Raw genomic sequence first — 22872 nt, 5'->3', positions numbered from 1 at the left:
TCGTGTTAAGACAGCGCAGCCTGTGCGGTACGCTGACGTCGGGTACGCACCTGATGCACGACCAAGGCCAGGGCGAAGAACAGAGCTTGTACCAATACGATACAAGGCCCGGTGGCACCATCCAGATAAAAACTGATCAGCGTACCGCTTACGCAGGAAAACACCGATACGCAGGTGGCGACAATCAGCATACCATCGAAGGTTTTACACACCATAAACGCGACGATACCGGGGGCGATAAGCATGGCGATAACCAAAATCACCCCAACGGCTTGCAGTGAGGCCACGATCGTCATGGCCAGCAGGCAAAGCAGACCGTAGTGGAGCCATTTGACCGGCATACCAATCACGCGGGCATGGTGTGGATCAAAGCAATACAACATCAGATCACGGCGCTTGAGCATGACAATCGCCAGCGTAACACCGGCAATCAGCAGGATTTGCGTCAATTCTTGTGTGGTGATCCCTAACACATTACCAAAAAGAATATGCGACAAGTGTTGGTCGGAATCGACCCGAGCAAACATGACCAGCCCGAGGGCGAACATGCCGGAGAAAACGATACCCATCACGGTATCTTCTTTGACTCGGCTATGTTCTTTCAGGTAACCGGTAGCAAGCGCGCACAGCACGCCAGAGGCAAATGCACCCACCGCAAAAGGAATACCGAGCAAAAATGCCACAACAATACCGGGCAGTACGGCATGGGAGATGGCATCCCCCATTAAGGACCAGCCTTTAAGCACCAGGTAGCAGGAGAGTACCGCACACACAACGCCTGTGACGACGGCAGCCAGCAGCGCGCGTTGCATGAACGGGTAGGCAAGCGGTTCCAGAATCCAATCCAACAGCAGACTCATGGCTGATCTCCTTCTGTGGCACGGTGGCGTGCGCGCCGCGTTGCCAGCAGGCCATGTTTTGGGGCAAAGAGAAACGCCAGCAGAAAAATCAGCGTTTGCAGCGTGACAATTACACCGCCGGTTGCGCCATCAAGATAAAAACTGAGATAGGCACCCAACGCGCTGCTGATGGCACCGAGTGCAATGGCAATGATAATCAGTCTGCCAAAGCGGTCGGTTAACAGATAGGCAGTGGCACCGGGTGTGATCACCATAGCAATCACCAAAATGGCACCTACCGTTTGCAGTGCGGCGACGGTGCAGGCGCTGAGCAGGGTAAAAAACAGGATTTTAAGCTTCAGTGGCGATAAACCAATGGAGCGAGCGTGGCTTTCGTCAAAAAACACCGCCAGCAGATCTTTCCACAGTACGCACATGATGATGAAGGTAATGCCGATGATAATCTCGACCTGGAGCACGTCTTCATCGGCAATGCCGAGGATGTTGCCAAAAATAATCGACTGCACGTTAACCGAGGTGGGGTTGAGGGAGATGATGAGCAGTCCGGCGGCAAAAAAAGTGGAAAAGATAAAGCCAATAATGGCATCTTCACGCAACCGCGTGATGTGACGGATAAGCGTCATTGCCAAGGCAGCCAGCATCCCGGTAAAGAAAGCGCCTGCTGCATAGGGCAACCCAAGGGCATAGGCTCCCGCGACGCCGGGCACGACAGAGTGGGAGAGCGCATCGCCCATCAACGACCAGCCCTTGAGCATCAGGTAAGCGGAAAGAAAGGCACAGACACCGCCCACGATGGCACTCACCCAAATTGCTTTCACCATGTAGTTGTAGTGGAACGGTTGCAACAAAAGTTCAAACATCTACGTTAGTTATCCTCTGGCCGGGAACGGAATGCCGGTGTATCGCTGGGGGTTGAACCGTAGAAGACGGCAGGGCGTTCATCGTCGGTCAAGACGGTGACAGTGCGGGCGTCGTCATCGTCGTGCAGGTGTTCGCCACCGAGGTTAATGTGGCGCAGTACGCCGCCAAAGGTTTTCTCCAGATTACTCTGGGTGAAGGTGGTCGCGGTAGGGCCGGCCGCCAGCACGGTGCGGTTAACCAGAATTACGTTGTCACAAAATTCAGGCACGCTCCCGAGGTTATGGGTCGCCACCAAAATCAGATGTCCCTCGTCGCGCAACGTACGCAACAGATCGATAATGGCGTTTTCAGTTTTCACATCAACGCCGGTAAAGGGTTCATCCAACAGCAGCACACACCCTTGTTGTGCCAGCGCGCGCGCCAGAAAAACGCGCTTTTTTTGACCGCCGGAGAGTTCACCTATTTGCCGTTGACTGAGCGCACTCATGCCGACGCGGGCCATGGCATCGTTTATCACATCACGATCTTGCTGGCGCGGGATGCGCAAGAAATTCATTTTGCCGTAACGCCCCATCATCACCACGTCGGAAACCAGCACGGGAAAATTCCAGTCAACCTCTTCCGTTTGAGGCACATAGGCGATGAGATTTTTTTTCAATGCCTCACTGATGGCTTCACCGTTGAGACGTACGTGGCCTGAAGAGGGCTTCACCAGCCCCATAATGCTCTTGAACAAGGTGGATTTACCGCTGCCGTTGACCCCGACCAGTGCGCAGATCGTGCCGCCGCCCAGTGAAAAGGACGCGTTTCGAATCGCCTGATGGCCGTTGCTGTAAGTCACAGAGACATCGTCGACGGTGAGGGCTAGTTCGGGTGTACGACTCATTGATTGAATCCTTCGGCGATGGTGTTCACCGTGGTTTGCAGCAGATCCAGATAGGTGGGAACCGGACCCTTTTCATTAGACAATGAGTCAACATACAACACACCGCCATATTTCGCGCCGGTTTCTTTACTGACCTGCTTGGCCGGCTTATCAGAAATGGTGCTTTCACTAAACACCACGGGGATGTGTTTTTCGCGCACGGTATCGATCACGCGGCGCACTTGCTGGGGGGAACCCTGCTCATCGGCGTTGATCGGCCACAGATAGACTTCGTTGAACTGATAATCGGTGGTGAGGTAGCTAAAGGCCCCTTCGCTGGTGACCAGCCACCGTTGAGCTTCCGGAATCCTCGCCAAACGCTCACGCAGGGGAGCATCCAGTGCGGTAATTTTTTCCGCATAAGCCTTTGCGTTACGGTTATAGATCTCCGCGTTATCCGGATCGTATTGCACCAGCCCCTTACGGATGTTCTCGACATAAATTAAGGCGTTGCTAGGGGACATCCAGGCATGTGGGTTTGGGTTGCCGTTATAGGCCCCTTCACGGATAGGCAATGGTGTTATCCCTTCCGTCACTGTAATGGCCGGAACATCTTTAATATTTTCAAAGAAGCGGCTAAACCAGCGCTCCAGGTTCAAACCGTTCCACAAGATAAGGTCTGCGGACTGCGCCTTAACGATATCCCGCGGTGTGGGCTGATAGTCATGGATCTCGGCGCCCGGCTTGGTGATCGATTCCACGATAGCCGCCTCTCCCGCGATGTTCTGCGCGATATCCTGAATGATGGTAAAGGTGGTGACCACCTTGAGTTTGTCTTTGGCATTCGCTGGTGAGGCGAGCGTGAATGCGGCAAAGAGCGCCAGAGGCAGAGTAAGATTTACAATTCGAGAAGGGGTGAAGGCCTGAAAGAAACGCATAGACATATCCTTACAAGTCGCGATGGTTAATTATTAGATGAAAATAATTCTCAATCGCATTTAAGTCAAGCGTCTCGTTCGATAACTGCGACGCTGATACCCTGTGTTTATCCACTGCCGTGTGCTTTTGCGCGATCCTTGCATGTCCTGAACGTTGCCTTGTTGTAAAATCGTGATTCTGGTTAACAAATCTTACTTAACGTAACGAATGAAGTCTAACTGTTGCTGCTGTGTTTATGATGTTTTTTCGTTAGATGCTAAATGCTGTCTGATGGCATAACATGAATAAAAAAAAAGGTTAATCGGCCGATATACCAAAAGGTGTGCAATGGAAGTATGCGATGTTGGGAGGGTATTCGCAATGGGAGCAAAATCAGAAAGGCGCTGGAAGATGGCCAGTATCATTCTTTTGGTCGTGCTGGCGTTATTAGTGGGCGTAATGGTTCAAGGGTATTAATGGATCCTAGTGGGAGGAACCTGTGTCACTGGATGCATTTTCCTCCCAGTAGCATAATAATAAGAAACCATTCCTTTTATTTTCTTATCGTAAATAAGTTCTAAATTTATAACATTTTGCTATGGCAAATGCGCCTTAACGGTAGCAGGGATTCTCAGGGAGTTACATTTTACGGATTAATAAATAAAACCATGTACATTCATTGGGTTATGTATTGCCTGTTTGTGATGGCAGTGGCGTGTTTAATGCTGTTGTTACAGGGGGTAAAGCCTTATTTTGTGCGGCGCGTCTGTGACTGAAGAAAAATGGCTTGCCATCGTTTTCAGAGTGTGTAATAACGCATCTGGGTGAAACGAGGTACAGTTCTGTATATGAGTGGCATTTTCAGTAAAGGAAGTTAATGATACAACCGTTAGCGTTGCGCACTACTTCTCTGCCGATCCTTATCTTGGTGCCTCAAAGCAGTAACGACTTTGGTTTGTCTGTATAATGCCTTTGGGCGGTTTAAACAATTAAAGGAAATGTGTAAAATGGCAAAGATTAAAGGTCAGGTTAAGTGGTTCAATGAGTCCAAAGGTTTTGGTTTCATTACGCCTGCTGACGGCAGCAAAGACGTGTTTGTTCACTTCTCTGCAATCCAAGGTACCGGTTTTAAAACGCTGGCTGAAGGCCAGAGCGTAGAGTTCGAAATTCAAGACGGCCAGAAAGGTCCTTCTGCTGTTAACGTAACCGCGCTGTAATTACCGTTTCCGGTGCAAAACCCGCCATGGTGCGGGTTTTTTGTTGTCTGCCTTTTCCCTTGCCGCCTATCCGCTCGTGTTGTTATCGCTCTGTAGGAAAATATGTCCATGTTCTATCAATGCCCGCACTGCCATCAGCCGCTACTGGCTAACGATCGTCAATGGTCATGCGGTATGCATCATTTCGATCGCGCCAGAGAAGGGTACGTCAATCTGCTACCGGTGCAGTTTAAGCGTTCCAAAATGCCCGGTGACAACGCAGAGATGATGCGTGCCCGTCGCCTTTTTCTTGATGCAGGCCATTATCAGCCATTACAGGCAGCGTTACTGCAACATATCCCTCGCGTGCTCGCCTCACAGGCGCAGGCGTTGCTGGATATTGGCTGTGGAGAAGGGTATTACACCGGGGCATTGGTGGACGCGTTACCGGCAGCGCAGATTTTTGGACTGGATATCTCTAAAGCTGCGATTCAGCGGGCCGCAAAGCGCTATACGGCGGTTGAATTTTGCGTTGCCTCAAGCCGACGTTTACCGTTCGGCGATGCGACGCTGGATGGAATACTGAAAATTTATGCGCCCTGTGACGGGGAAGAGCTGGCAAGAACCGTAAAAGCGCAGGGGGGGGTGATTACCGTGTCGCCCGGTCCGCGTCATTTGTATCAACTTAAGGCCCAGGTCTATGATTCTGTCATGCTACATCCGATAAAAGCAGAGGAGCTGCCTGGCTTTACGTTGCAAGCAGAGCACACGCTGGCGTACGAGATGTCATTAAGGGGGGATGAGGCAGCTGCATTGTTGCAAATGACGCCCTTTGCCTGGCGCGCGTCGCAAGCGGTTAAGCAGCAACTGTTGGATACCGAGCGCTTTATGTGTGAAACGGATTTCATTATCCGCTTTCATCAGCGAGAGGGTGAGTAACAGTAAAAAAGGGAGCGCAGGCTCCCTTTTTTAACGTGTGCTAATCAGGCAACGCTGAACAGGTGTTCGTAGAGAATATTGCTGCCGATGCCAATCAACACCACACCGCCAAAGATTTCCGCCTTTTTCCCCATTAGCGGACCGATATAGCGGCCAATCATCATACCCAGTGTCACCATGATCATGGTGGCACAGCCGATAACCATCGCGGTATGGAAGATATTGACCTGCAAGAAGGCCAAACCTACACCGATGGCCATGGCATCGAGACTGGTAGCGATGGCAGTACAAACCAGAGCAAACAGCGTGTGGCGTCGCACCGGTTCATCGTCCTCGTTATGTGCACTGCTGATGCCTTGCATAATCATGCGGCCACCCAGGATGACCAGCAGCGTGAACGCCACCCAATGATCCCACTCAATGATATATTGACTGGCAAAGAAACCCAGCGCCCAGCCGATAAGAGGGGTAATGGCTTCAATCAGCCCAAAGATTAAGCCAGTGCGAATCGCATCACGAAATCGGGGTTTATGCAGGACGGCACCTTTACCAATGGACGCTGCGAAAGCATCCATGGACATGCCAAAAGCAAGAATAAGCGTAGCAGAAAGATTCATAGCAATAGCCTCGGCTGGGCGGTTCTCCATATCCACATGTCGCCTTCCCAACCTAAATAGGGGACATGTGTCTATGGTCTCGCCTGCATCACTGCCGCCCGCACCACGTTTTTACTATACCTGCTGCCGTATATCCGCTTCTGCATGACGGAGGTACTGACACGCTTTCGGTATAAAACGAGTATGTTGATACGGGCATTTCTGAAATTGATATTCAGAAATTGGCTACTCCCCAAATGACGGCGCAACCTTACCATAATATTTACGCGTGAAACAACCGATAAAAAGCAGGGATTTCGCTATTATCGTTTCAAATGTAATTGATAATTATTTTCATTATCATGTGAGGTTCTGAATTCACAAAATAATAACAGTGTTAACAGGGTTAAATATAACCAGTTATCGTGTGGGAACTGACTGAATGATTTTGTTGTATCAAAAAATGATTTATATATATCATTGATTTTCAATTATAAATTTATATATTTTTTCGAGATCGTCTAATTGTTGCACGTTGATCAGTAAACGACGCTTTTCCAAGTCGACCACCAGTATGCCGTCTTCGGATAAATTCATGTTACGAATGCGGGTATAAGGAATAAAGATGTTGGTATAGATAAAACCGGTTGCCTTGAATAATAATTTTGGTCGGCGAATATAAAAGAGATATAGGGACATGGCCACCAGAGATATTAATAACGTGGTGGTTAATACCGTACCGTTATGAATGATATTCTGATAGATAAGAATGCCGATAAGGCCGACGAAAATCAGCGTATCCAGCCGATTGGTGCGACGTAATGGCACGCGCAAAAGAGTACCGCCTTGACGCAGTGGTTGGATAAATTCATCAAAAATGGCATACGCCAACATAAGCGCAATAACGACGATCAGCACAATATCCGTTGTTGACATAGTATGCTCCTGAGTCTTTGCGTTGAGCGAAACGCGTTGTAGGGCGAAAAATAAAGGACGCGGCGTGAGTCACGGCGCGTCCGGTAGTTTATCACAGGCTGGTTGACGATGAGTGGTGCACGCACTGCCCATCGCCGTTGCTGAGTGCTGTCAGTGTTAAACGCCCAGCAGCCCAATCCAGTAGCCAAAGATACCAATAGCAAAGAAGCCGATAATCAACCACAGTGCATTCACTTTGCGCCGTAACAACCACATACAGCCGAACGTCAGCAGCAGCGGCACTAACCCAGGCATCAACTGATCGAGGATCGATTGCACCGTGGTGACCGTGGTTTCACCGTTCTGGTTGGTGACGCGGGAAACCACCATGGGGATGTTGACATGGGTCCACTTGTTAACTAGCGCCCCCATAACAAACAGGCCGAGGATAGATGCCCCCTCGGTCATCTTTTGCAGGAAGCCGCCGCCCATATCACTGACGATATCGATGCCTTTACGGTAACCGTAGGCTACGCCGTAGTAGCGCACCAACAGACGTACCAGGTTAAACAGCACGAAGAATAAAATCGGGCCGAGCAGGCTGCCACTCATGGCGATACCTGCACCCAGCGCAGCAAACACCGGACGGGCCGTTCCCCAGAAAATCGGGTCGCCGACACCGGCCAACGGTCCCATCAGACCGACCTTCAGGCCGTTGATCGCACCATCATCGATCGGCGCGCCATTTGCACGCTGTTCTTCCATCGCCATGGTGACACCCAATACTGGCGCGGCCACGAAAGGTTGCGTATTAAAAAACTCGAGATGGCGTTTGATAGCCTGTTTGCGCTCTTCTGAGTTTTCCGGGTACAGACGACGAATGACCGGCACCATGGAAAAACAGAATCCCAGTGCCTGCATCCGTTCAAAGTTCCACGATCCCTGAAACAGGTTGGAGCGAATAAACACCGCACGAATATCGCTGGGCGTCAGTTTTTTCTCTTGCGTTGAATCAACCATTTCTCTCACCCCTGTTAGTCCAGTTCGTTATCAAGATCGTTGTTGCCCGATGCGGTGGCGGGTTGCCCCTGCGCCTTGTTGTATTTCGGGCTTAACTGGATGTACATGATCGCCATGACGATACCAATAACCCCCAGTGCAACCAGGTTGAACTGAGTGAAAGCGGCAGTTACGAAGCCAAGGTAGAAGAACGGCATCAGGTAGCCAGCACGCATCATGTTGATAACCATCGCATAACCGACCACTACGATCATACCACCTGCGATGTTCAACCCGTTAGTCACAACCTCAGGGATGGAGTTCAGCAGGGTGTGGACGGCTTCCGTACCGACGGACACGGCCACAATCAGCGCCGGGATCGCGATACGCATTGCCTGCAACAGCAGGGCGGAGATGTGGATCCAACTGATGGCGTTTAAATTACCGCGTTCTGCTGCACTGTCAGCCGCATGCTGAAAGGCAACGGTGATAGTACGAACGATAATGGTCAATACCTGGCCTGCGGCAGCAAGCGGGATAGCCAGTGCAATACCGGCCCCAACGCCCTGACCACCGGCGATAACCAGAATCGTAGAGATGATGGACGCGAGTGCAGCATCAGGTGCTACAGCAGCACCGATATTCATCCATCCCAGCGCGATCATTTCCAGGGTCCCGCCGATGATGATCCCAGTTTGTAAATCACCGAGCACGGCACCAATCAACGTACAGGCGACCAGAGGGCGGTGAAACTGGAATTCATCGAGAATAGACCCCATCCCCGAGACGCATGAGACGAGAAATATCAGCACAAGTTGAAGTGTTGTTATCTCCATTGTACTTCTCCTATGAGAAAACTGTCTGAGTAAATATGGTCAAAATAAACATAGTCGAGACACAGCATTAACATGCCATAGTGCAGCAATGCTGTTGTCGTTAGCTATTCACCTTGGCGATCAGATCCATCATTTTAAGTTTAGAATCGGTTGATACCTTTCTGACTTCCAGTTCAATGCCGCGCGCATCCAATGCCTTGAAGGCTTCGATATCTTTGGCATCAATGGAGACGGCGTTATTAACCTGGGTTTTACCCTGACGAAACGCCATGCCGCCGATGTTCACCGACGTGATTTCAACGCCGTTCTCAACCAGACGCTGTACGTCGGTAGGATTGGTGAACAACAGCATCACCCGGTCATTGGCGTATTTCGGGTTTTCATACACACGGATCGCTTTGGCAACGTCCACCACGTGGGCAGTGACACCGGGAGGGGCAACCTGTGTCAGCAGCGTTTTGCGCACGTTATCGGCGGCAACCTCATCACTAATGACGATAATGCGACTGACATTGGTCTCTTTGGTCCAGCGGGTTGCTACCTGACCGTGAATCAAGCGGTCATCAATACGCGCGAGACCAATCTTCATATGCCCACCGGGGCCAACCTGTGCGGGGGCGACGGCTTTGGCCACGGGTTTAGCGGCAGGCGCCGGTTCAACGGTTTTCAGCGCTTTCACGCCAGTGCGGCCTGCTTCCAGCGCGATGGCAATCAACTCCTCGAAGCTGGGGTTATCGTCGCGCGCCATAAACGTTTCTGCCAGCATTGGGATATTCACCCCGGCAATCACGTCATGGTTGGCTTTATCCGTGACCAGACGGCTGGCGGCATTGAACGGGCTGCCGCCCCAGGTATCAACAAGAAACAGCACGCCAAGCGACGAATCCAACGATTCGAGCTTGGCCTTATATTTTTCAATTAACGTTTCCGCATTTTCACCGGGAACGAAATCAATCCAGGCAACGTTGCTTTGTTCACCCAGAATCATTTCCGCTGTTTTCAGCAGCGGCCCGGCGGTGGATCCGTGAGTGCACAACATAATTGCAATACTCACTTGCTACCTCCTCATTCTATTTAAGGTACTCAATGCATCCGGTTAAGGGGAAAGGCGATTAACCGAAGTGATATCAGTATGAACGCAAGTTTTTACTCAAGAATCATAAAAGAATAAAAAGGCTGCGCTGTAGCGTTATATGCTATGAAACGATTCAGGCTCCCCATCATGGGTGTAAAGTTCGATTTATTTTACCCACTGAAAAAATAAATAGTGTGATGCTGCTTACGTATTTGCTGGTTAAAACGCCGTTTGTTATGTGATTGAGAACAATATCACGGGCATGTTAAGAATCGTTGCGAATGGGCGTTACTTGGTAGCAAAGAAATCTTTGTAAAAATTCGAAACAACCTGCTAGAGTAGCCCTCTGTTTAATTGCTTAGGAGCACAGGGTTTCGACCCACTCTATATGGACCGTCACCGACAATCCTTTCTTACCCAGCCGGCCTGTGCCGGTGCTGTTTCTGGGGCTGACCTGATGGGTCACCCACTTATCGATAGCCGCCAGGGCGGTATTTATTCTCTCGCTGTTTCCCCTATGCTGCGTCACATCACACCGCCAGTGTTGATGCTGTCTGCTTGCACCTTTTTTGGAGTCTGACATGGAATTTTTGCTGGATCCCTCAATCTGGGCGGGCCTGTTGACGCTGGTCGTATTGGAAATCGTTCTGGGCATCGATAACCTGGTGTTTATTGCCATTCTGGCGGATAAGTTACCGCCGAAGCAGCGCGACAAGGCCCGTGTCATTGGCCTCTCGCTAGCGCTTTTGATGCGCCTGGGGCTGCTGTCTCTGATTTCATGGATGGTGAAACTGACCAACCCACTGATCACTATCGCCGGTTACGGTTTCTCGGCGCGCGATATGATCTTGCTGGCGGGGGGGCTATTTTTGCTATTCAAAGCCACCACGGAGCTGCATGAACGGCTGGAAAATCGGCCGCATGAGCATAACGGACCCAAAGTTCACGCCAGTTTCTGGGCGGTTGTCGCACAGATGGTGGTGCTGGATGCCGTCTTCTCACTGGATGCAGTGATTACGGCTGTCGGTATGGTTAATCATATCGGCGTCATGATGACGGCGGTGGTAATTGCGATGGTGGTGATGTTGCTGGCCTCCAAGCCACTGATGAACTTCGTCAATGCGCATCCGACGGTGGTGGTGCTCTGCCTTAGTTTCTTACTGATGATCGGTTTGAGCTTGATGGCGGAAGGTTTCGGCTTCCATATCCCGAAAGGTTACTTGTATGCCGCGATCGGTTTCTCGATTCTGATCGAGCTGTTTAACCAGATCGCACGCCGCAATTTTATCAAGCACCAGTCGCGCCGCCCGATGCGTGAGCGGACTGCCGAAGCGATCCTGCGTTTGATGGGAGCGCGTAAAGCCACGGACGATGAAGAAGCCAAACCGGTATCTCCCGCCATGGAAACTTTCGCCGAAGAAGAGCGCTACATGATAAGCGGTGTATTGACGCTGGCATCGCGGTCGCTGCGCAGTGTGATGACGCCGCGTACCGAGATCTCCTGGGTGGACAGTGAACGCTCGATTGACGATATTCGCGTGCAACTGTTGGATACGCCGCACAGCCTGTTCCCGGTTTGCCGTGGTTCTCTGGATGAGTTGGTCGGTGTGGTACGTGCCAAAGAATTGCTGGTGGCGTTGGATAAAGGCGTGGATGTGGAGAGCTTTGCCGCAGCCACACCGCCGCTGGTGGTGCCGGATACGCTGGATGCCATCAACCTGCTGCCGGTACTGCGCCGCGCAAAAGGCAGTCTGGTTGTCGTCACAAACGAATTTGGTGTGGTGCAGGGCCTGGTGACACCGTTGGATATTCTGGAAGCGATTGCCGGTGAATTCCCGGATGAAGATGAAACACCGGATATTGTGGTCGAAGAGGGCGGCTGGTTAGTGAAAGGCGGCACCGATTTGCACACGTTGCAACAGGTGTTTGACAGTCATGAACTGGTCGATCCGAAAGAAGAGTATGCATCGTTGGCAGGGTTGTTGCTGGCACACAGCAATGAAATTCCCAAGGTGGGCGAGGTGATTGAACTGCATCACTTCCGTTTTGAGGTCATGGCTGTATCGGAATACCGTATCGAACTGGTACGGGTGACGCGTTTGGCCGATCCTTATGCGGATGAAGAAGAGTAATCCTGGCTACGCACCCGAAAAAAAACCCCTCCGTTGAGGGGTTTTGCTTTTGGAGCGTGACATGTTCAACCATTCACGCGCTGTTAATCACATTGTACTTTCACGGCCAAACCGCCACGCGAGGTTTCGCGGTACTTGGCATTCATGTCTTTGCCGGTTTCGTACATGGTTTCAATCACTTTATCGAGCGATACACGTGGTTCGCTGGTGCGACGCATGGCCATGCGTGTTGCATTGATAGCCTTCACCGAGGCGATGGCATTGCGCTCAATGCACGGCACCTGAACCTGACCCGCGACAGGATCGCAAGTGAGACCAAGGTTGTGCTCCATACCAATTTCAGCCGCAACACACACTTGCTCCGGGCTGGCGCCGAGTAATTCGGCCAGACCTGCTGCCGCCATGGAACAGGCCACACCAACTTCGCCCTGACAGCCCACTTCCGCCCCGGAGATCGAGGCATTCATTTTATACAGTATGCCGATCGCTCCGGCAGCGAGAAAGTAACGCAGGGCAATGTCAGTGGTGATCGGCTCAATAAAGTGATCGTAATAGGCCAACACCGCCGGAACGATCCCACAAGCGCCGTTGGTTGGCGCGGTCACGACGCGGCCGCCGGCGGCGTTCTCTTCATTCACGGCTAACGCGAACATGTTGACCCAATCGACCACGTCCATCGGGTCATTGGAGTGTTTGCCAGCGGCACCCAGAATACGACGCAACGCCGAGGCGCGACGCGGTACACGCAGCGGGCCGGGCAACACCCCTTCAGTATTGATACCGCGATCGATGCAGGCATGCATGGTTTGCCATACCGCGGCAAAGTAGTGCTCAATCTCATCCCGGCTGTGTAGCGCCAACTCATTGCGCATCACCAACCCGGAAAGCGACAAGCCGTGCTGTTTACAGTGCATCAGCATCTCTTTTGCCGAGTGGAACGGAAACGGCACCTGAACGTCGCTTGTGCTGCTTTGACCAAACTGGGCTTCATCAACGATAAATCCACCGCCGATGGAGTAATAGGTGTTGCGATACAGCGGGAGGTCGCCGCCAAAAGCGGTGATGGTCATGCCATTCTCGTGCAGAGAGAGGTTTTCACTGCGAAAATTCATGCCGCCGTGCAACGGAAAATACACTTCATGCTGACCGTTTGCCAGCATCAGGCGCTCGCGCTGCTCTACGTCGCGGATAAATCCCGGAATGGCATCGATGGCGATGGTATCGGGCATGTTACCCGCCAGCCCCATAATAATGGCGATATCGGTATGGTGTCCTTTCCCCGTCAGGGAGAGCGAGCCGTAGACGTCAACGGCGATGCGGGTGACATCGCCCAGTTTACCCAGCTCAATCAAATCATCGACAAATTGCTTACCGGCTTTCATCGGTCCAACCGTATGAGAGCTTGAAGGGCCAATACCGATCTTGAACATGTCGAAAACGCTTATCACGCGAAAACTCCTCAAAAGCGCAGATTTAGAATAATACTCCTTGGATCGCGCTATTGTAGTGGGGTTTATCTGGCAGGAGTGGGCTTTTCACATGAAAAAATCTTATGCGCCAGGTGAAGATAACTTATAGCAGATCCGCGTCACATTTGTGTTTGCCATGGATAATCAGAGAAATAGAAATACCCCTGTTTATGTATGGTTAATGTCCGTGCAGGGGTGTATCAGCATAAAATGCTACATTTCAGAGGGTTGAGGCAGAGACTTGAAGCGCTAGCTGGCGAATGATGGCGGCAGTCAACCCCCAGACAAATTGCTGTCGATACCAGGAGAGATAAACGCGGTGCGTTTGGCGCTGCCGCTCAATATCCAGCGGATAGTAGCGCGCCAACGAAAACGCATCGGTCAACGGCATTTCAAACAGCTCAGCGACCTCATCTGCATTGGGTGCAACACGAATATTGGCGGGTAGCAGCCCAACCACGGGCGTGACCTGAAAGCCGCTGACGCTGTCCAGCGGCGGCAGGGTGCCTAACACGGTCACGACCTCAGGGGCAATAGACACTTCCTCTTGCGCTTCGCGCAGTGCCGTGGCGATCAGACTGGCGTCGCTGCTGTCTGCGGCTCCTCCGGGGAAGGCAACTTGCCCGGCATGTTTGCGCAGCGTGCTGGCACGCCGGGTCAGTAACAGCGTCGGGGCATCGGCGTGGCACACAATCGGCACCAGCACCGCCGCTTTACGCACCTGACGCACCGGTTTGGCCTGCGGTGCGCGCTGCAACTGAAAGCGCGTGACGAAGTTCGCCAAATCATCAGTCAGCGGGGGGAAGGGAAAGGTAATCGGCTGAATCTCTGAACTCATAACCTGTGCGCCGTGTCGAGTAGGGGAAGAATACGCCCCAGTTTATCCAAGGTTTCCTGGTATTCCGCCTGTTCCTGACTGTCTGCCACGATACCGCCACCCGCCCAGCAGTGAAGCTGGCCCTGCTCTGCGATCAGCGTGCGAATGGTAATGCTGGTATCCATGGTGCCACAGACGCTGATATAGCCAATACTGCCACAATAGGCGTTGCGGCGATGCGGTTCCAGCTCTTCAATAATCTCCATGGCGCGAATCTTGGGGGCACCGGTGATGGAGCCACCGGGAAAACAGGCGCGTAGCAAATCTGTGGCATGGTGGGTTTCCGGTAGCCTTGCTTCAATGGTGCTGACCAGATGGTGTACCGCTGGAAACGGCTCAACGTGAAACAACGCTGGCACCCGCACGCTGCCGGGTACGGCAACGCGACCAATATCATTACGTAGCAGGTCGACAATCATGACATTCTCTGCCCGATCTTTCTGCGAGGTAGCAAGCGCCGTGGCGCGGCGCGCATCTTCCTGTGGATCGGTTGAGCGTGGCAGCGTCCCCTTGATGGGACGCGTTTCAATACGCTGGTTTTGTAACTGCAAGAAACGCTCTGGCGATACGCTGATAACGCAATGCGCCGGCAAGCGGATAAACGCAGAAAACGGAGCACGATTGGCCTCAGAGAGCGAGAGAAAAGCCTGCCATTCATCACCGCGATAACCCGCGCTGAAACGTTGTGCCAGGTTAACCTGATAGCAATCCCCGGCGCGCAGATAGGCTTGAATGCGTTGGAAGCGGATGCCGTACTCTTCCCGTGTCATATTGGACTGCCACGGGGTGGTCAGTTGGAAATCGTCAAGGGAAGGCACCTCGGGCGGTGCTGATAACCAAGCCAGCCGCGCTTCATGGCCGCCATAGGTCACCAGAGTAAGCGTCTGCTGCTGGTGATCGGCGATCAGCGCCCAGTCGTAGATGCCCACCGCCATGTCCGGCAGGTGGATATCTTGCTTGGCCTGTGACGGCAGCGTTTCGACGCGCCGCCCAAGATCGTAACCAAACAGGCCGAGTGCTCCGCCCTGAAAAGGCATATCAGGATGGGTAGACGCGGTGATCCCGGCCTGCGTCATCGCCTGGCGCAGCAACAAGAAGGGATCTTGCGTGGAGCGCTCTGTGCCATCCGCACGCGTGATGAGTGTTTCATCGCCGTCGGTGGTTAATGTTGCCACCGGATCGGTCACCATGATATCGAAACGGTTGTGCTGGTGTTCAGCAAAACCGGAGTGCAGCAGCATCGCCCATGGCTGATGAGAGACGCGGGCAAACAGATGCAGCAGGGTGTCCGGCTGATAAGGCAGTTTGTGAAAATCAGGTAAACGAGAATCCATCGGTATTATGTCATCGTGCAGGTGCTGATTAATATCGTCGTTAGCGTTATGATGCGTGTTTATAGGCCACGCGAGTGCGCCAGCCTAGCACAATTCGCCTACGGCGTATAAGGAAGCTGACCGAATGTTTGATGATATGCCCCCCTTGACCCACTCGCAGCAGCAAGATGCGGTTGAACGTATCCAATCGCTGATGGCGCAAGGCATGAGCAGCGGTGAGGCCATCGCACTGGTTGCCGCTGATTTACGGCGGCAACATAGAAGTGACGCCGTCACTTATGATCGCAGTGACGAGGATGAATAAGTGCTAACGCAGGCGCTTAGCGATGCACTTATTCTTCGCTGTACTACAGCGCGGCAATCGCTTTGATTTCCACTTTATATTTCGGGTTCATTAGACGTGCTTCTACGGTACAGCGTACCGGTGCCTGGCCTGCCACTACCCAGGCATCCCAGGCGGCATTCATGGCGTTAAAATCAGCCGCATTGGCAAGGAAAATCGTCACATCCAACAGACGCGTTTTGTCTGAGCCATTCTGTTTCAGGATGGCATCAAGCAGCGCCAGGGCGTTTTCGGTTTGCGCCTCGGCACCAGCATCCAGATTCTCCGGCACGCTGGTGTAGTAAAGGGTGCTGTTATGGATGACGGCATCGGACCAGCGGGCTTCTGGTTGAATTCTGATAATGTCTGTCATTGGTTGTCTCCCTGCATCAATCCTGTGAAGTAAAAATCGTTTTGCAGCCTAGGGCCTGTTGACAATCATCGCCAAGAACCTGTTTTTTTGTAAAAGAATCTGTTTACATTCTGTCTTTTTTGGAAAAGCAGAATGCCAAGATTGATGCTCAGTGATGACCAATACGAACGGATTAGCCCGTTTTTGCCGGGAAAGGATTCGGAGCCGGGACGAACAGCAGCAGATAATCGGCTTTTTGTCGAAGCGGTTTTATGGATCGCCCGAACTGGAAGCCCATGGAGAGATTTACCACCCGATTTCGGACTCTGGAACAGTGTGTACAAACGCTTTGCCAGATGGTCACGGGCAGAAATATGGCATTCCGTTTTTGCTGAACTTGCGGGCGATGCCGATTTCGAGGAAATCTTCATCGACAGCACTATCGTACGGGTTCATCAGCATGCAGCGGGCGCTCCCAAAAAAACGGTGACCAGTCGATTGGTCGTTCTCGCGGGGGATTGACAACCAAGATTCACGCTCTGGTTGATGGGCTGGGCATGCTTGCCCGTTTTAGTTTGACTGGTGGTCAAAAGAGCGACACCAGAGAAGCATTGCCTTTACTTGGTGAATTGAAACCTTCAAGCTTGGCTGCAGACAAAGCCTACGATACGAATGTGATTCTACAATATCTGGAGTCGGTAGGCATTCAGGCTGTCATCCCCAGCAAAGAGAATCGCCGTGAGCAACGCCCACTGGACAAACATCTTTACGCTTCACGCAATTTGATCGAACGTTTCTTTTGCCGTATCAAGCAATTTCGACGCGTAGCTACACGCTTCGACAAACTCTCAAAACGCTTCGCATCATTCGTTGCGCTCGCTGCTGCATTCGTCTGGCTGTGTTAATTGTCAACAGCCCCTAGCATGATTCTGCGGTGTGAGGCGATGCGATTGCGAGGCAGGGTGGCTGCCGGGACAGACACAGGGCATAATTGGACGACAGTTTCACGGTATCCTTAGCGGTTGTGATTGTGACCATTGGCAGTGACAAATAGAGAGCGTGTGTGACAAAACATTCCGTGCAGGACGATTTTTCTCCCGAAGGCACCCTGGCGCGAGCCATTGACGGTTTTAAACCGCGTGAACCTCAGCGTGACATGGCTGCGGCGGTGGAGCTCGCTATTACAGAACAACACGCGCTGGTGGTGGAGGCAGGCACCGGGACCGGTAAAACGTATGCTTATCTGGTTCCGGCGTTGCGTTCTGAACGCAAGGTCATCGTCTCCACCGGCTCTAAAGCCCTTCAGGACCAGCTTTTTTCACGTGATTTGCCGCGCATTGCCACCGCGTTGGGCTACACCGGGCAGGTCGCGTTGCTCAAAGGGCGATCGAACTATTTGTGTATCGAGCGGCTTGAGCAGCAATCCCTGGCTGGGGGCGATCTGAGCGGTGAGGCGTTGAGCGAACTGGCTCGTTTGCGCGGCTGGTCATCCGCCACGGTAGACGGTGACATCAGCACCTGCACCGACGTGGCGGAGGACAGTGCGGTGTGGCCGTTAGTCACCAGCACCAACGACAATTGTCTGGGGAGCGATTGCCCACATTATAAAGAGTGCTTTGTGGTGAAGGCGCGACGTAAGGCGATGGAATCCGACGTTGTGGTGGTTAACCATCACCTTTATCTGGCGGATATGGTGGTCAAAGAGAGCGGATTTGCTGAGTTGATCCCCGACAGCGATGTGGTGATTTTCGATGAAGCCCACCAGATCCCTGATATCGCCAGCCACTACTTTGGTCAGCAACTCACCAGCCGCCAACTGCTCGATCTGACGAAAGATATCATTATCGCGTATCGCACTGAAGTGCGCGATGCGGCTCAGTTGCAAAAATCCGCCGATCGCCTAGCGCAAAGCACGCAGGATTTTCGGTTGGCGCTGGGTGAACCCGGCTTTCGCGGCAACCTGCGCGATGTGCTGGCGCAGCCCTCGTTGCAACGCGCGCTGCTGTTGCTTGATGATGCGCTTGAGCTCTGCTATGACGTTGCCAAACTGTCGCTCGGGCGCTCGGCGCTGCTGGATGCCGCCTTTGAACGCGCTACGCTGTATCGCGCCCGTCTCAAGCGGCTACAGGATGTGCAACAGGCTGGATATAGCTATTGGTATGAATGCAATGCGCGGCACTTCGTGTTGGCGTTGACCCCGCTCTCCGTGGCGGACCGTTTTCGTGAGCTGATGCAAGAGAAGAAGGCCGCCTGGATTTTTACCTCAGCGACGCTGTCGGTTAACGACAGGGTCGAACACTTTACCGAGCGCCTGGGGTTGGACCATGCGCACGCTATGCTGCTGCCAAGCCCGTTTGATTATGCGCAGCAGACGCTGCTCTGCGTGCCGCGTTTTCTGCCGGAGATGCAGCAACGTGGTGCGGCTCAACGGTTAGCCACTCAGTTGCGCCCGCTCATCGAGGCGAATCGCGGACGTTGCTTTATGCTATGTACCTCGCACCAAATGATGCGCGATCTGGCCGCAGAGTTTCGCGCCTCACTGACGTTGCCCGTGTTGCTTCAGGGCGAAACCAGCAAGGCGCAACTGTTAGCGCAGTTTGTCTCTGCCGGAAACGCCTTGCTGGTGGCGACCAGCAGTTTCTGGGAAGGGGTGGATGTGCGCGGTGATGCGCTCTCTTGTGTGATTATCGATAAGCTGCCGTTTACCTCGCCAGATGACCCGCTGCTGAAAGCGCGTATTGAAGATTGCCGCCTGCGTGGCGGTGATCCGTTTGACGAGGTGCAACTGCCCGATGCGGTCATCACCCTGAAACAAGGGGTGGGGCGTTTGATTCGTGATGTGGACGATCGCGGCGTTATCGTTATCTGCGATAACCGTCTGGTGATGCGTCCTTACGGAAAAACCTTTCTGCAAAGCCTGCCACCCGCTGCCCGCACGCGCGATCTGGCGCAAGCGATCCGTTTTCTTTCCCGCACCGAGGCGGTGTGATGCCTCTGAGTAATTCCATGCGCGGTGTGCTATGCTACGCCGCGTTATTTTGTTTCCCTGCCTGAGGTCGGCATGTCTAAGCGAATTTTAGCGCTCGATACTGCGACGGAAGCCTGTTCCGTTGCGCTCTGGAATGATGGTCAAATTTTCTCCCTGTATGAAGTGTGTCCCCGTGAACATACCCAACGCGTGTTGCCGATGGTGCAACAGGTGCTGGCCGAAACCGGTGTGACGTTGAACAGCCTGGATGCGCTGGCATTTGGTCAAGGCCCTGGCAGCTTTACCGGTGTGCGAATTGGCATTGGTATCGCTCAAGGGCTGGCATTAGGCGCAGATTTACCGATGCTGGGTATCTCGACGCTTGCCATGATGGCGCAGGGTGCCTGGCGCCGCACAGGGGCTACGCGCGTGCTGGCGGCGATCGACGCTCGCATGGGCGAAGTCTATTGGGCCGAGTATCAGCGTGATGTTGACGGCAACTGGCAGGGTGAGGAGCATGAAGCCGTGCTGACGCCACAACAGGTGCTGGAGCGCACACTGCTGCTACGCGGCGAATGGGCGACCGTTGGTACCGGGTGGGAGACGTATCCGACACTGGCTGCCCACGCCGCGATCACGCTGACACCGGGCGATATGCTGCTGCCACAGGCGCAGGATATGCTGCCGTTGGCTTGTCATCAGTGGCAGTCAGGTAACGCGGTCGCCGTTGCTGATGCCTTGCCGCGCTATTTGCGCAACAACGTCACCTGGAAAAAATTACCCGGCCGCGCCTGATAACCGCGCAACTTATTGCATTACTGCCTACTCTAATGTGTAGGTAATGGCAAAGGGATCAGTATTATGGCGATTTCTCATTGGTCAAAACAGGTGACGTTCGCGGCGCTGGCACTGTTGCTGGCAGGTTGTTCCTCGATTCCTGAATCCATCCAGAGTAGTTCGGAAAGACCGTACGACCGTTTGTCACAAATTATGTTGATGCCGCAGATGGCTTTGGGCCAGGAAGCGCGTCTCGGCGGTCGCGTTGTCGCCGTACATAACGAAAATGACAAAACCCGTCTGGTGATTGTCAGCCTGCCGTTGGATCGCTGGGCGCGGCCTCAGTTGGAGAGCGTTTCGGAAGGGCGATTCATCGCCAACGTCAAAGGTTTCCTTGAACCCCTCGATTTTCAGGGCCTGCTGGTGACCGTCGTGGGATCCGTCGCTGAAATGGAGCAAGGTCAGATCGGCAGCAGACCTTATCGCTTTGTGGTGATCAATGTGACGGGTTATCAACGCTGGAACGAAACGCAGCAGGTTATCTTGCCGCCCGGCGCAGCCGATCCGTGGGGATGGGATTGGCGCTACCGGCGGGGTTGGGGCTTTGGCAATGACTGGGGCCCGGCTCGTATCGAGACGATTGTGACGCAATAAATGACGTTTTTTCTCTCTTAAAAAAACGCAGAATAACGAGGCGACGCAGGTCGCCTCATTTTTTTGATACATATGCTTAACAATAAGGCGTGATCGAACTCTCAACCTCGATATTGTCTCAGCAGCAACTGGTAAGCTGAGTTAAAATAATGTTAATTATACGAGCGGTGGGAGAATCATCATGCCACTAAAAAAATACCTTGGGAGTGATGCCTTGGAGAAAATCTGGTTAACGCGTTATCCGGCTAACGTGCCCGCCGAAATTAACCCGGATAACTATACGTCGTTGGTCGATCTTTTTGAAAATGCGGTTACCCGATATGCCGACCTGCCCGCGTTTATTAACATGGGCGAGGTGATGACTTTCCGCAAGTTGGAAGAGCGTAGCCGCGCATTTGCCGCCTATTTGCAAAATCAGCTCCATCTGCAAAAAGGCGATCGCGTAGCGCTGATGATGCCGAACCTGTTGCAATATCCGGTCGCGTTGTTTGGAATTTTGCGCGCGGGCCTGGTCGTGGTTAACGTTAACCCGCTTTACACGCCGCGTGAACTGGAGCACCAGTTGAAAGACAGCGGCGCAACCGCCATTGTCATTGTGTCCAACTTTGCGCATACGTTGGAAAAGGTGGTGTATAACACCGACGTTAAACATGTGATCCTGACGCGCATGGGCGATCAGCTTTCCACCGCGAAAGGGACGCTGGTCAACTTTGTGGTTAAATACATCAAGCGTCTGGTGCCGAAATACCATCTGCCGGATGCCATCTCGTTTCGCAGAGTGCTGCAACAAGGGCGGCGTCTTCAGTACATCAAACCACAAATTGTGAATGCCGATCTGGCCTTTTTGCAATATACCGGCGGCACCACCGGGTTGTCGAAAGGCGCGATGCTCACGCACCGTAATATGCAGGCGAATCTGGCACAGGCGAAAGCCGCCTACGGTCCGGTGTTGCAAGAGCGCCATGAGCTGGTGGTCACCATGCTGCCGCTTTATCACATCTTTGCGCTGACGGTAAACTGCCTGCTGTTTGTTGAACTGGGTGGGCAGAACCTGTTAATTACCAATCCGCGAGATATTCCGGCTGTGGTGAAAGAACTCGGTAAATACCCGTTCACGGCAGTCACGGGCGTTAACACCTTGTTTAACGCATTGCTGAATAACAAGGCCTTCCACGAACTGGATTTTTCTACGCTGCGTTTGTCGGTGGGGGGGGGCGCATCGGTGCAGCAATCGGTGGCCGAGCGGTGGGAAAAATTGACGGGGAAACACCTGCTGGAAGGCTATGGCCTGACGGAAAGCTCTCCGCTGGTGGCAGGCAACCCCTATGATTTAAAACACTACAGCGGCAGCATCGGGTTGCCAGTGCCGTCTACCGATGTGCGTATTGTGGATGATGAGGGACAAGATGTGGCACCGGGCGAATCGGGGGAACTGTGGGTGAAAGGTCCGCAGGTGATGCTGGGCTACTGGCAGCAACCGGCTGCGACGCAAGAGGTGCTGAAAGCGGGATGGCTGGCAACCGGCGATATTGTCACGGCAGATGAAGAGGGGTTTCTGCGCGTGATCGATCACAAAAAAGACATGATTCTGGTGTCCGGATTTAACGTCTATCCGACAGAAATCGAGGAAGTGATTGCGCGCCATCCCAAAGTGTCCGAAGCAGCGGTGATCGGTGTGGAAAGCGAGTTGAGCGGTGAAGCTGTTAAAGCTTATGTTGTGGCTCGTGACAGCAGCCTGAGTAAAGATGAACTGATCACCCATTGCCGTCGTAATCTGACCGCCTACAAAGTGCCAAAACTGGTCGAGTTTGTGGAAGAATTACCAAAATCTAACGTAGGGAAGATTTTGCGCCGTGAATTACGTGCAGACAACGCCAACCAAAAGTCATCGGCTGAAGGTGCCGCAAAGGTTTCCTGATTTATCAAT

Annotated in this window: 23 protein-coding genes; 10 read left to right on the top strand and 13 right to left on the bottom strand. The window is 52.8% G+C overall.

Annotated features, from left to right (window positions below):
• Nucleotides 1-5: 5 nt before the first annotated feature.
• Genes K6K13_RS10715 through K6K13_RS10700 form a run of 4 tightly spaced genes read right to left on the bottom strand, consistent with a single transcriptional unit; the run spans nucleotide 6 to nucleotide 3530 of the window.
• Nucleotides 6-860 carry a metal ABC transporter permease gene (locus K6K13_RS10715; RefSeq protein WP_222160763.1) on the bottom strand — a complete coding sequence of 285 codons (855 nt, stop codon included), beginning with the start codon at nucleotides 858-860 and terminating at the stop codon, nucleotides 6-8.
• Nucleotides 857-1720 carry an iron/manganese ABC transporter permease subunit YfeC gene (gene yfeC, locus K6K13_RS10710; protein ID WP_222160762.1) on the bottom strand — a complete coding sequence of 288 codons (864 nt, stop codon included), beginning with the start codon at nucleotides 1718-1720 and terminating at the stop codon, nucleotides 857-859. The genes K6K13_RS10715 and yfeC overlap by 4 nt, the downstream gene beginning before the upstream one ends.
• A 5-nt stretch (nucleotides 1721-1725) precedes the next feature.
• Nucleotides 1726-2607 (bottom strand): manganese/iron ABC transporter ATP-binding protein, encoded by an 882-nt coding sequence (locus K6K13_RS10705; RefSeq protein ID WP_222160761.1) that lies wholly within the window; start codon nucleotides 2605-2607, stop codon nucleotides 1726-1728.
• A complete protein-coding gene (locus K6K13_RS10700; RefSeq protein WP_434064601.1) occupies nucleotides 2604-3530 on the bottom strand; it encodes a metal ABC transporter substrate-binding protein in 927 nt (308 codons plus the stop codon). Before K6K13_RS10700 ends, K6K13_RS10705 begins: the two co-directional genes overlap by 4 nt.
• 826 nt (nucleotides 3531-4356) lie before the next feature.
• On the opposite strand from K6K13_RS10700, the gene K6K13_RS23550 reads away from it, so the two are divergent.
• The 3 genes from K6K13_RS23550 to rlmA all read left to right on the top strand — a co-directional run bounded on the left by K6K13_RS23550 (nucleotide 4357) and on the right by rlmA (nucleotide 5639).
• Nucleotides 4357-4449, top strand: a complete 93-nt coding sequence (locus tag K6K13_RS23550; protein ID WP_222160759.1) for a DUF2627 domain-containing protein — start codon at nucleotides 4357-4359, stop codon at nucleotides 4447-4449.
• Nucleotides 4450-4511: 62 nt separating this feature from the next.
• A complete protein-coding gene (cspE, locus tag K6K13_RS10690) occupies nucleotides 4512-4721 on the top strand; it encodes a transcription antiterminator/RNA stability regulator CspE (protein ID WP_196907015.1) in 210 nt (69 codons plus the stop codon).
• A gap of 108 nt (nucleotides 4722-4829) precedes the next feature.
• The gene (gene rlmA / locus K6K13_RS10685) at nucleotides 4830-5639 is read left to right on the top strand and encodes a 23S rRNA (guanine(745)-N(1))-methyltransferase (protein ID WP_222160758.1); all 810 of its coding nucleotides are present in this window, start codon (nucleotides 4830-4832) and stop codon (nucleotides 5637-5639) included.
• Between the two features lie 44 nt (nucleotides 5640-5683).
• On the opposite strand, the gene mntP is transcribed toward rlmA, so the two are convergent.
• The 5 genes from mntP to manX all read right to left on the bottom strand — a co-directional run bounded on the left by mntP (nucleotide 5684) and on the right by manX (nucleotide 10039).
• Nucleotides 5684-6256 carry a manganese efflux pump MntP gene (gene mntP, locus K6K13_RS10680; protein WP_222161054.1) on the bottom strand — a complete coding sequence of 191 codons (573 nt, stop codon included), beginning with the start codon at nucleotides 6254-6256 and terminating at the stop codon, nucleotides 5684-5686.
• Nucleotides 6257-6712: 456 nt separating this feature from the next.
• The gene (locus tag K6K13_RS10675) at nucleotides 6713-7171 is read right to left on the bottom strand and encodes a DUF986 family protein (protein ID WP_222160757.1); all 459 of its coding nucleotides are present in this window, start codon (nucleotides 7169-7171) and stop codon (nucleotides 6713-6715) included.
• Between the two features lie 156 nt (nucleotides 7172-7327).
• On the bottom strand, nucleotides 7328-8170 hold the full coding sequence (locus tag K6K13_RS10670) for a PTS mannose transporter subunit IID (protein ID WP_195313340.1): 843 nt from the start codon (nucleotides 8168-8170) through the stop codon (nucleotides 7328-7330).
• Nucleotides 8171-8184: 14 nt separating this feature from the next.
• Nucleotides 8185-8985: a PTS mannose/fructose/sorbose transporter subunit IIC gene (locus K6K13_RS10665; protein ID WP_222160756.1), complete on the bottom strand. Its 801-nt coding sequence runs from the start codon at nucleotides 8983-8985 to the stop codon at nucleotides 8185-8187.
• Between the two features lie 100 nt (nucleotides 8986-9085).
• On the bottom strand, nucleotides 9086-10039 hold the full coding sequence (gene manX / locus K6K13_RS10660) for a PTS mannose transporter subunit IIAB (protein WP_222160755.1): 954 nt from the start codon (nucleotides 10037-10039) through the stop codon (nucleotides 9086-9088).
• A 602-nt stretch (nucleotides 10040-10641) separates the two neighbouring features.
• Here manX and K6K13_RS10655 point away from each other — a divergent pair.
• Entirely contained in the window at nucleotides 10642-12192 is a 1551-nt protein-coding gene (locus K6K13_RS10655; protein WP_222160754.1) for a TerC family protein, read from the top strand.
• Between the two features lie 83 nt (nucleotides 12193-12275).
• Here K6K13_RS10655 and K6K13_RS10650 read toward each other — a convergent pair whose 3' ends face one another.
• The 3 genes from K6K13_RS10650 to pabB all read right to left on the bottom strand — a co-directional run bounded on the left by K6K13_RS10650 (nucleotide 12276) and on the right by pabB (nucleotide 15872).
• Nucleotides 12276-13640, bottom strand: coding sequence for an L-serine ammonia-lyase (locus tag K6K13_RS10650; protein ID WP_222160753.1), 1365 nt, complete (start codon nucleotides 13638-13640; stop codon nucleotides 12276-12278).
• A 241-nt stretch (nucleotides 13641-13881) separates the two neighbouring features.
• Nucleotides 13882-14499, bottom strand: a complete 618-nt coding sequence (locus K6K13_RS10645) for a CoA pyrophosphatase (protein ID WP_222160752.1) — start codon at nucleotides 14497-14499, stop codon at nucleotides 13882-13884.
• Complete coding sequence (gene pabB, locus K6K13_RS10640; RefSeq protein WP_222160751.1) at nucleotides 14496-15872, bottom strand: aminodeoxychorismate synthase component 1; 1377 nt, start codon at nucleotides 15870-15872, stop codon at nucleotides 14496-14498. Before pabB ends, K6K13_RS10645 begins: the two co-directional genes overlap by 4 nt.
• A 124-nt stretch (nucleotides 15873-15996) precedes the next feature.
• On the opposite strand from pabB, the gene K6K13_RS10635 reads away from it, so the two are divergent.
• Nucleotides 15997-16176, top strand: a complete 180-nt coding sequence (locus tag K6K13_RS10635; RefSeq protein WP_222160750.1) for a YoaH family protein — start codon at nucleotides 15997-15999, stop codon at nucleotides 16174-16176.
• Nucleotides 16177-16219: 43 nt separating this feature from the next.
• On the opposite strand, the gene K6K13_RS10630 is transcribed toward K6K13_RS10635, so the two are convergent.
• Nucleotides 16220-16567: a RidA family protein gene (locus K6K13_RS10630; RefSeq protein ID WP_222160749.1), complete on the bottom strand. Its 348-nt coding sequence runs from the start codon at nucleotides 16565-16567 to the stop codon at nucleotides 16220-16222.
• 132 nt (nucleotides 16568-16699) lie between these two features.
• Here K6K13_RS10630 and K6K13_RS10625 point away from each other — a divergent pair.
• The 5 genes from K6K13_RS10625 to fadD all read left to right on the top strand — a co-directional run bounded on the left by K6K13_RS10625 (nucleotide 16700) and on the right by fadD (nucleotide 22863).
• Nucleotides 16700-17451 (top strand): IS5 family transposase gene (locus K6K13_RS10625; protein WP_252120469.1). Its coding sequence is split into 2 segments (ribosomal slippage): nucleotides 16700-17033 and nucleotides 17033-17451, totalling 753 coding nucleotides; the frame shifts between segments, so codons are not numbered across the junction.
• 173 nt (nucleotides 17452-17624) lie between these two features.
• Nucleotides 17625-19535 (top strand): DNA repair helicase YoaA, encoded by a 1911-nt coding sequence (gene yoaA, locus K6K13_RS10620; RefSeq protein ID WP_222161053.1) that lies wholly within the window; start codon nucleotides 17625-17627, stop codon nucleotides 19533-19535.
• 72 nt (nucleotides 19536-19607) lie between these two features.
• Nucleotides 19608-20309 (top strand): tRNA (adenosine(37)-N6)-threonylcarbamoyltransferase complex dimerization subunit type 1 TsaB, encoded by a 702-nt coding sequence (tsaB, locus tag K6K13_RS10615; RefSeq protein ID WP_222160748.1) that lies wholly within the window; start codon nucleotides 19608-19610, stop codon nucleotides 20307-20309.
• 66 nt (nucleotides 20310-20375) lie between these two features.
• A complete protein-coding gene (locus K6K13_RS10610; RefSeq protein WP_222160747.1) occupies nucleotides 20376-20945 on the top strand; it encodes a Slp family lipoprotein in 570 nt (189 codons plus the stop codon).
• A 214-nt stretch (nucleotides 20946-21159) separates the two neighbouring features.
• Nucleotides 21160-22863, top strand: coding sequence for a long-chain-fatty-acid--CoA ligase FadD (gene fadD / locus K6K13_RS10605; protein ID WP_222161052.1), 1704 nt, complete (start codon nucleotides 21160-21162; stop codon nucleotides 22861-22863).
• Nucleotides 22864-22872: the final 9 nt, after the last annotated feature.

The sequence above is a fragment of the Symbiopectobacterium purcellii genome (genome assembly GCF_019797845.1).
Taxonomy (GTDB): domain Bacteria; phylum Pseudomonadota; class Gammaproteobacteria; order Enterobacterales; family Enterobacteriaceae; genus Symbiopectobacterium; species Symbiopectobacterium purcellii.
This window is presented reverse-complemented; position numbering and strand designations above follow the sequence as displayed.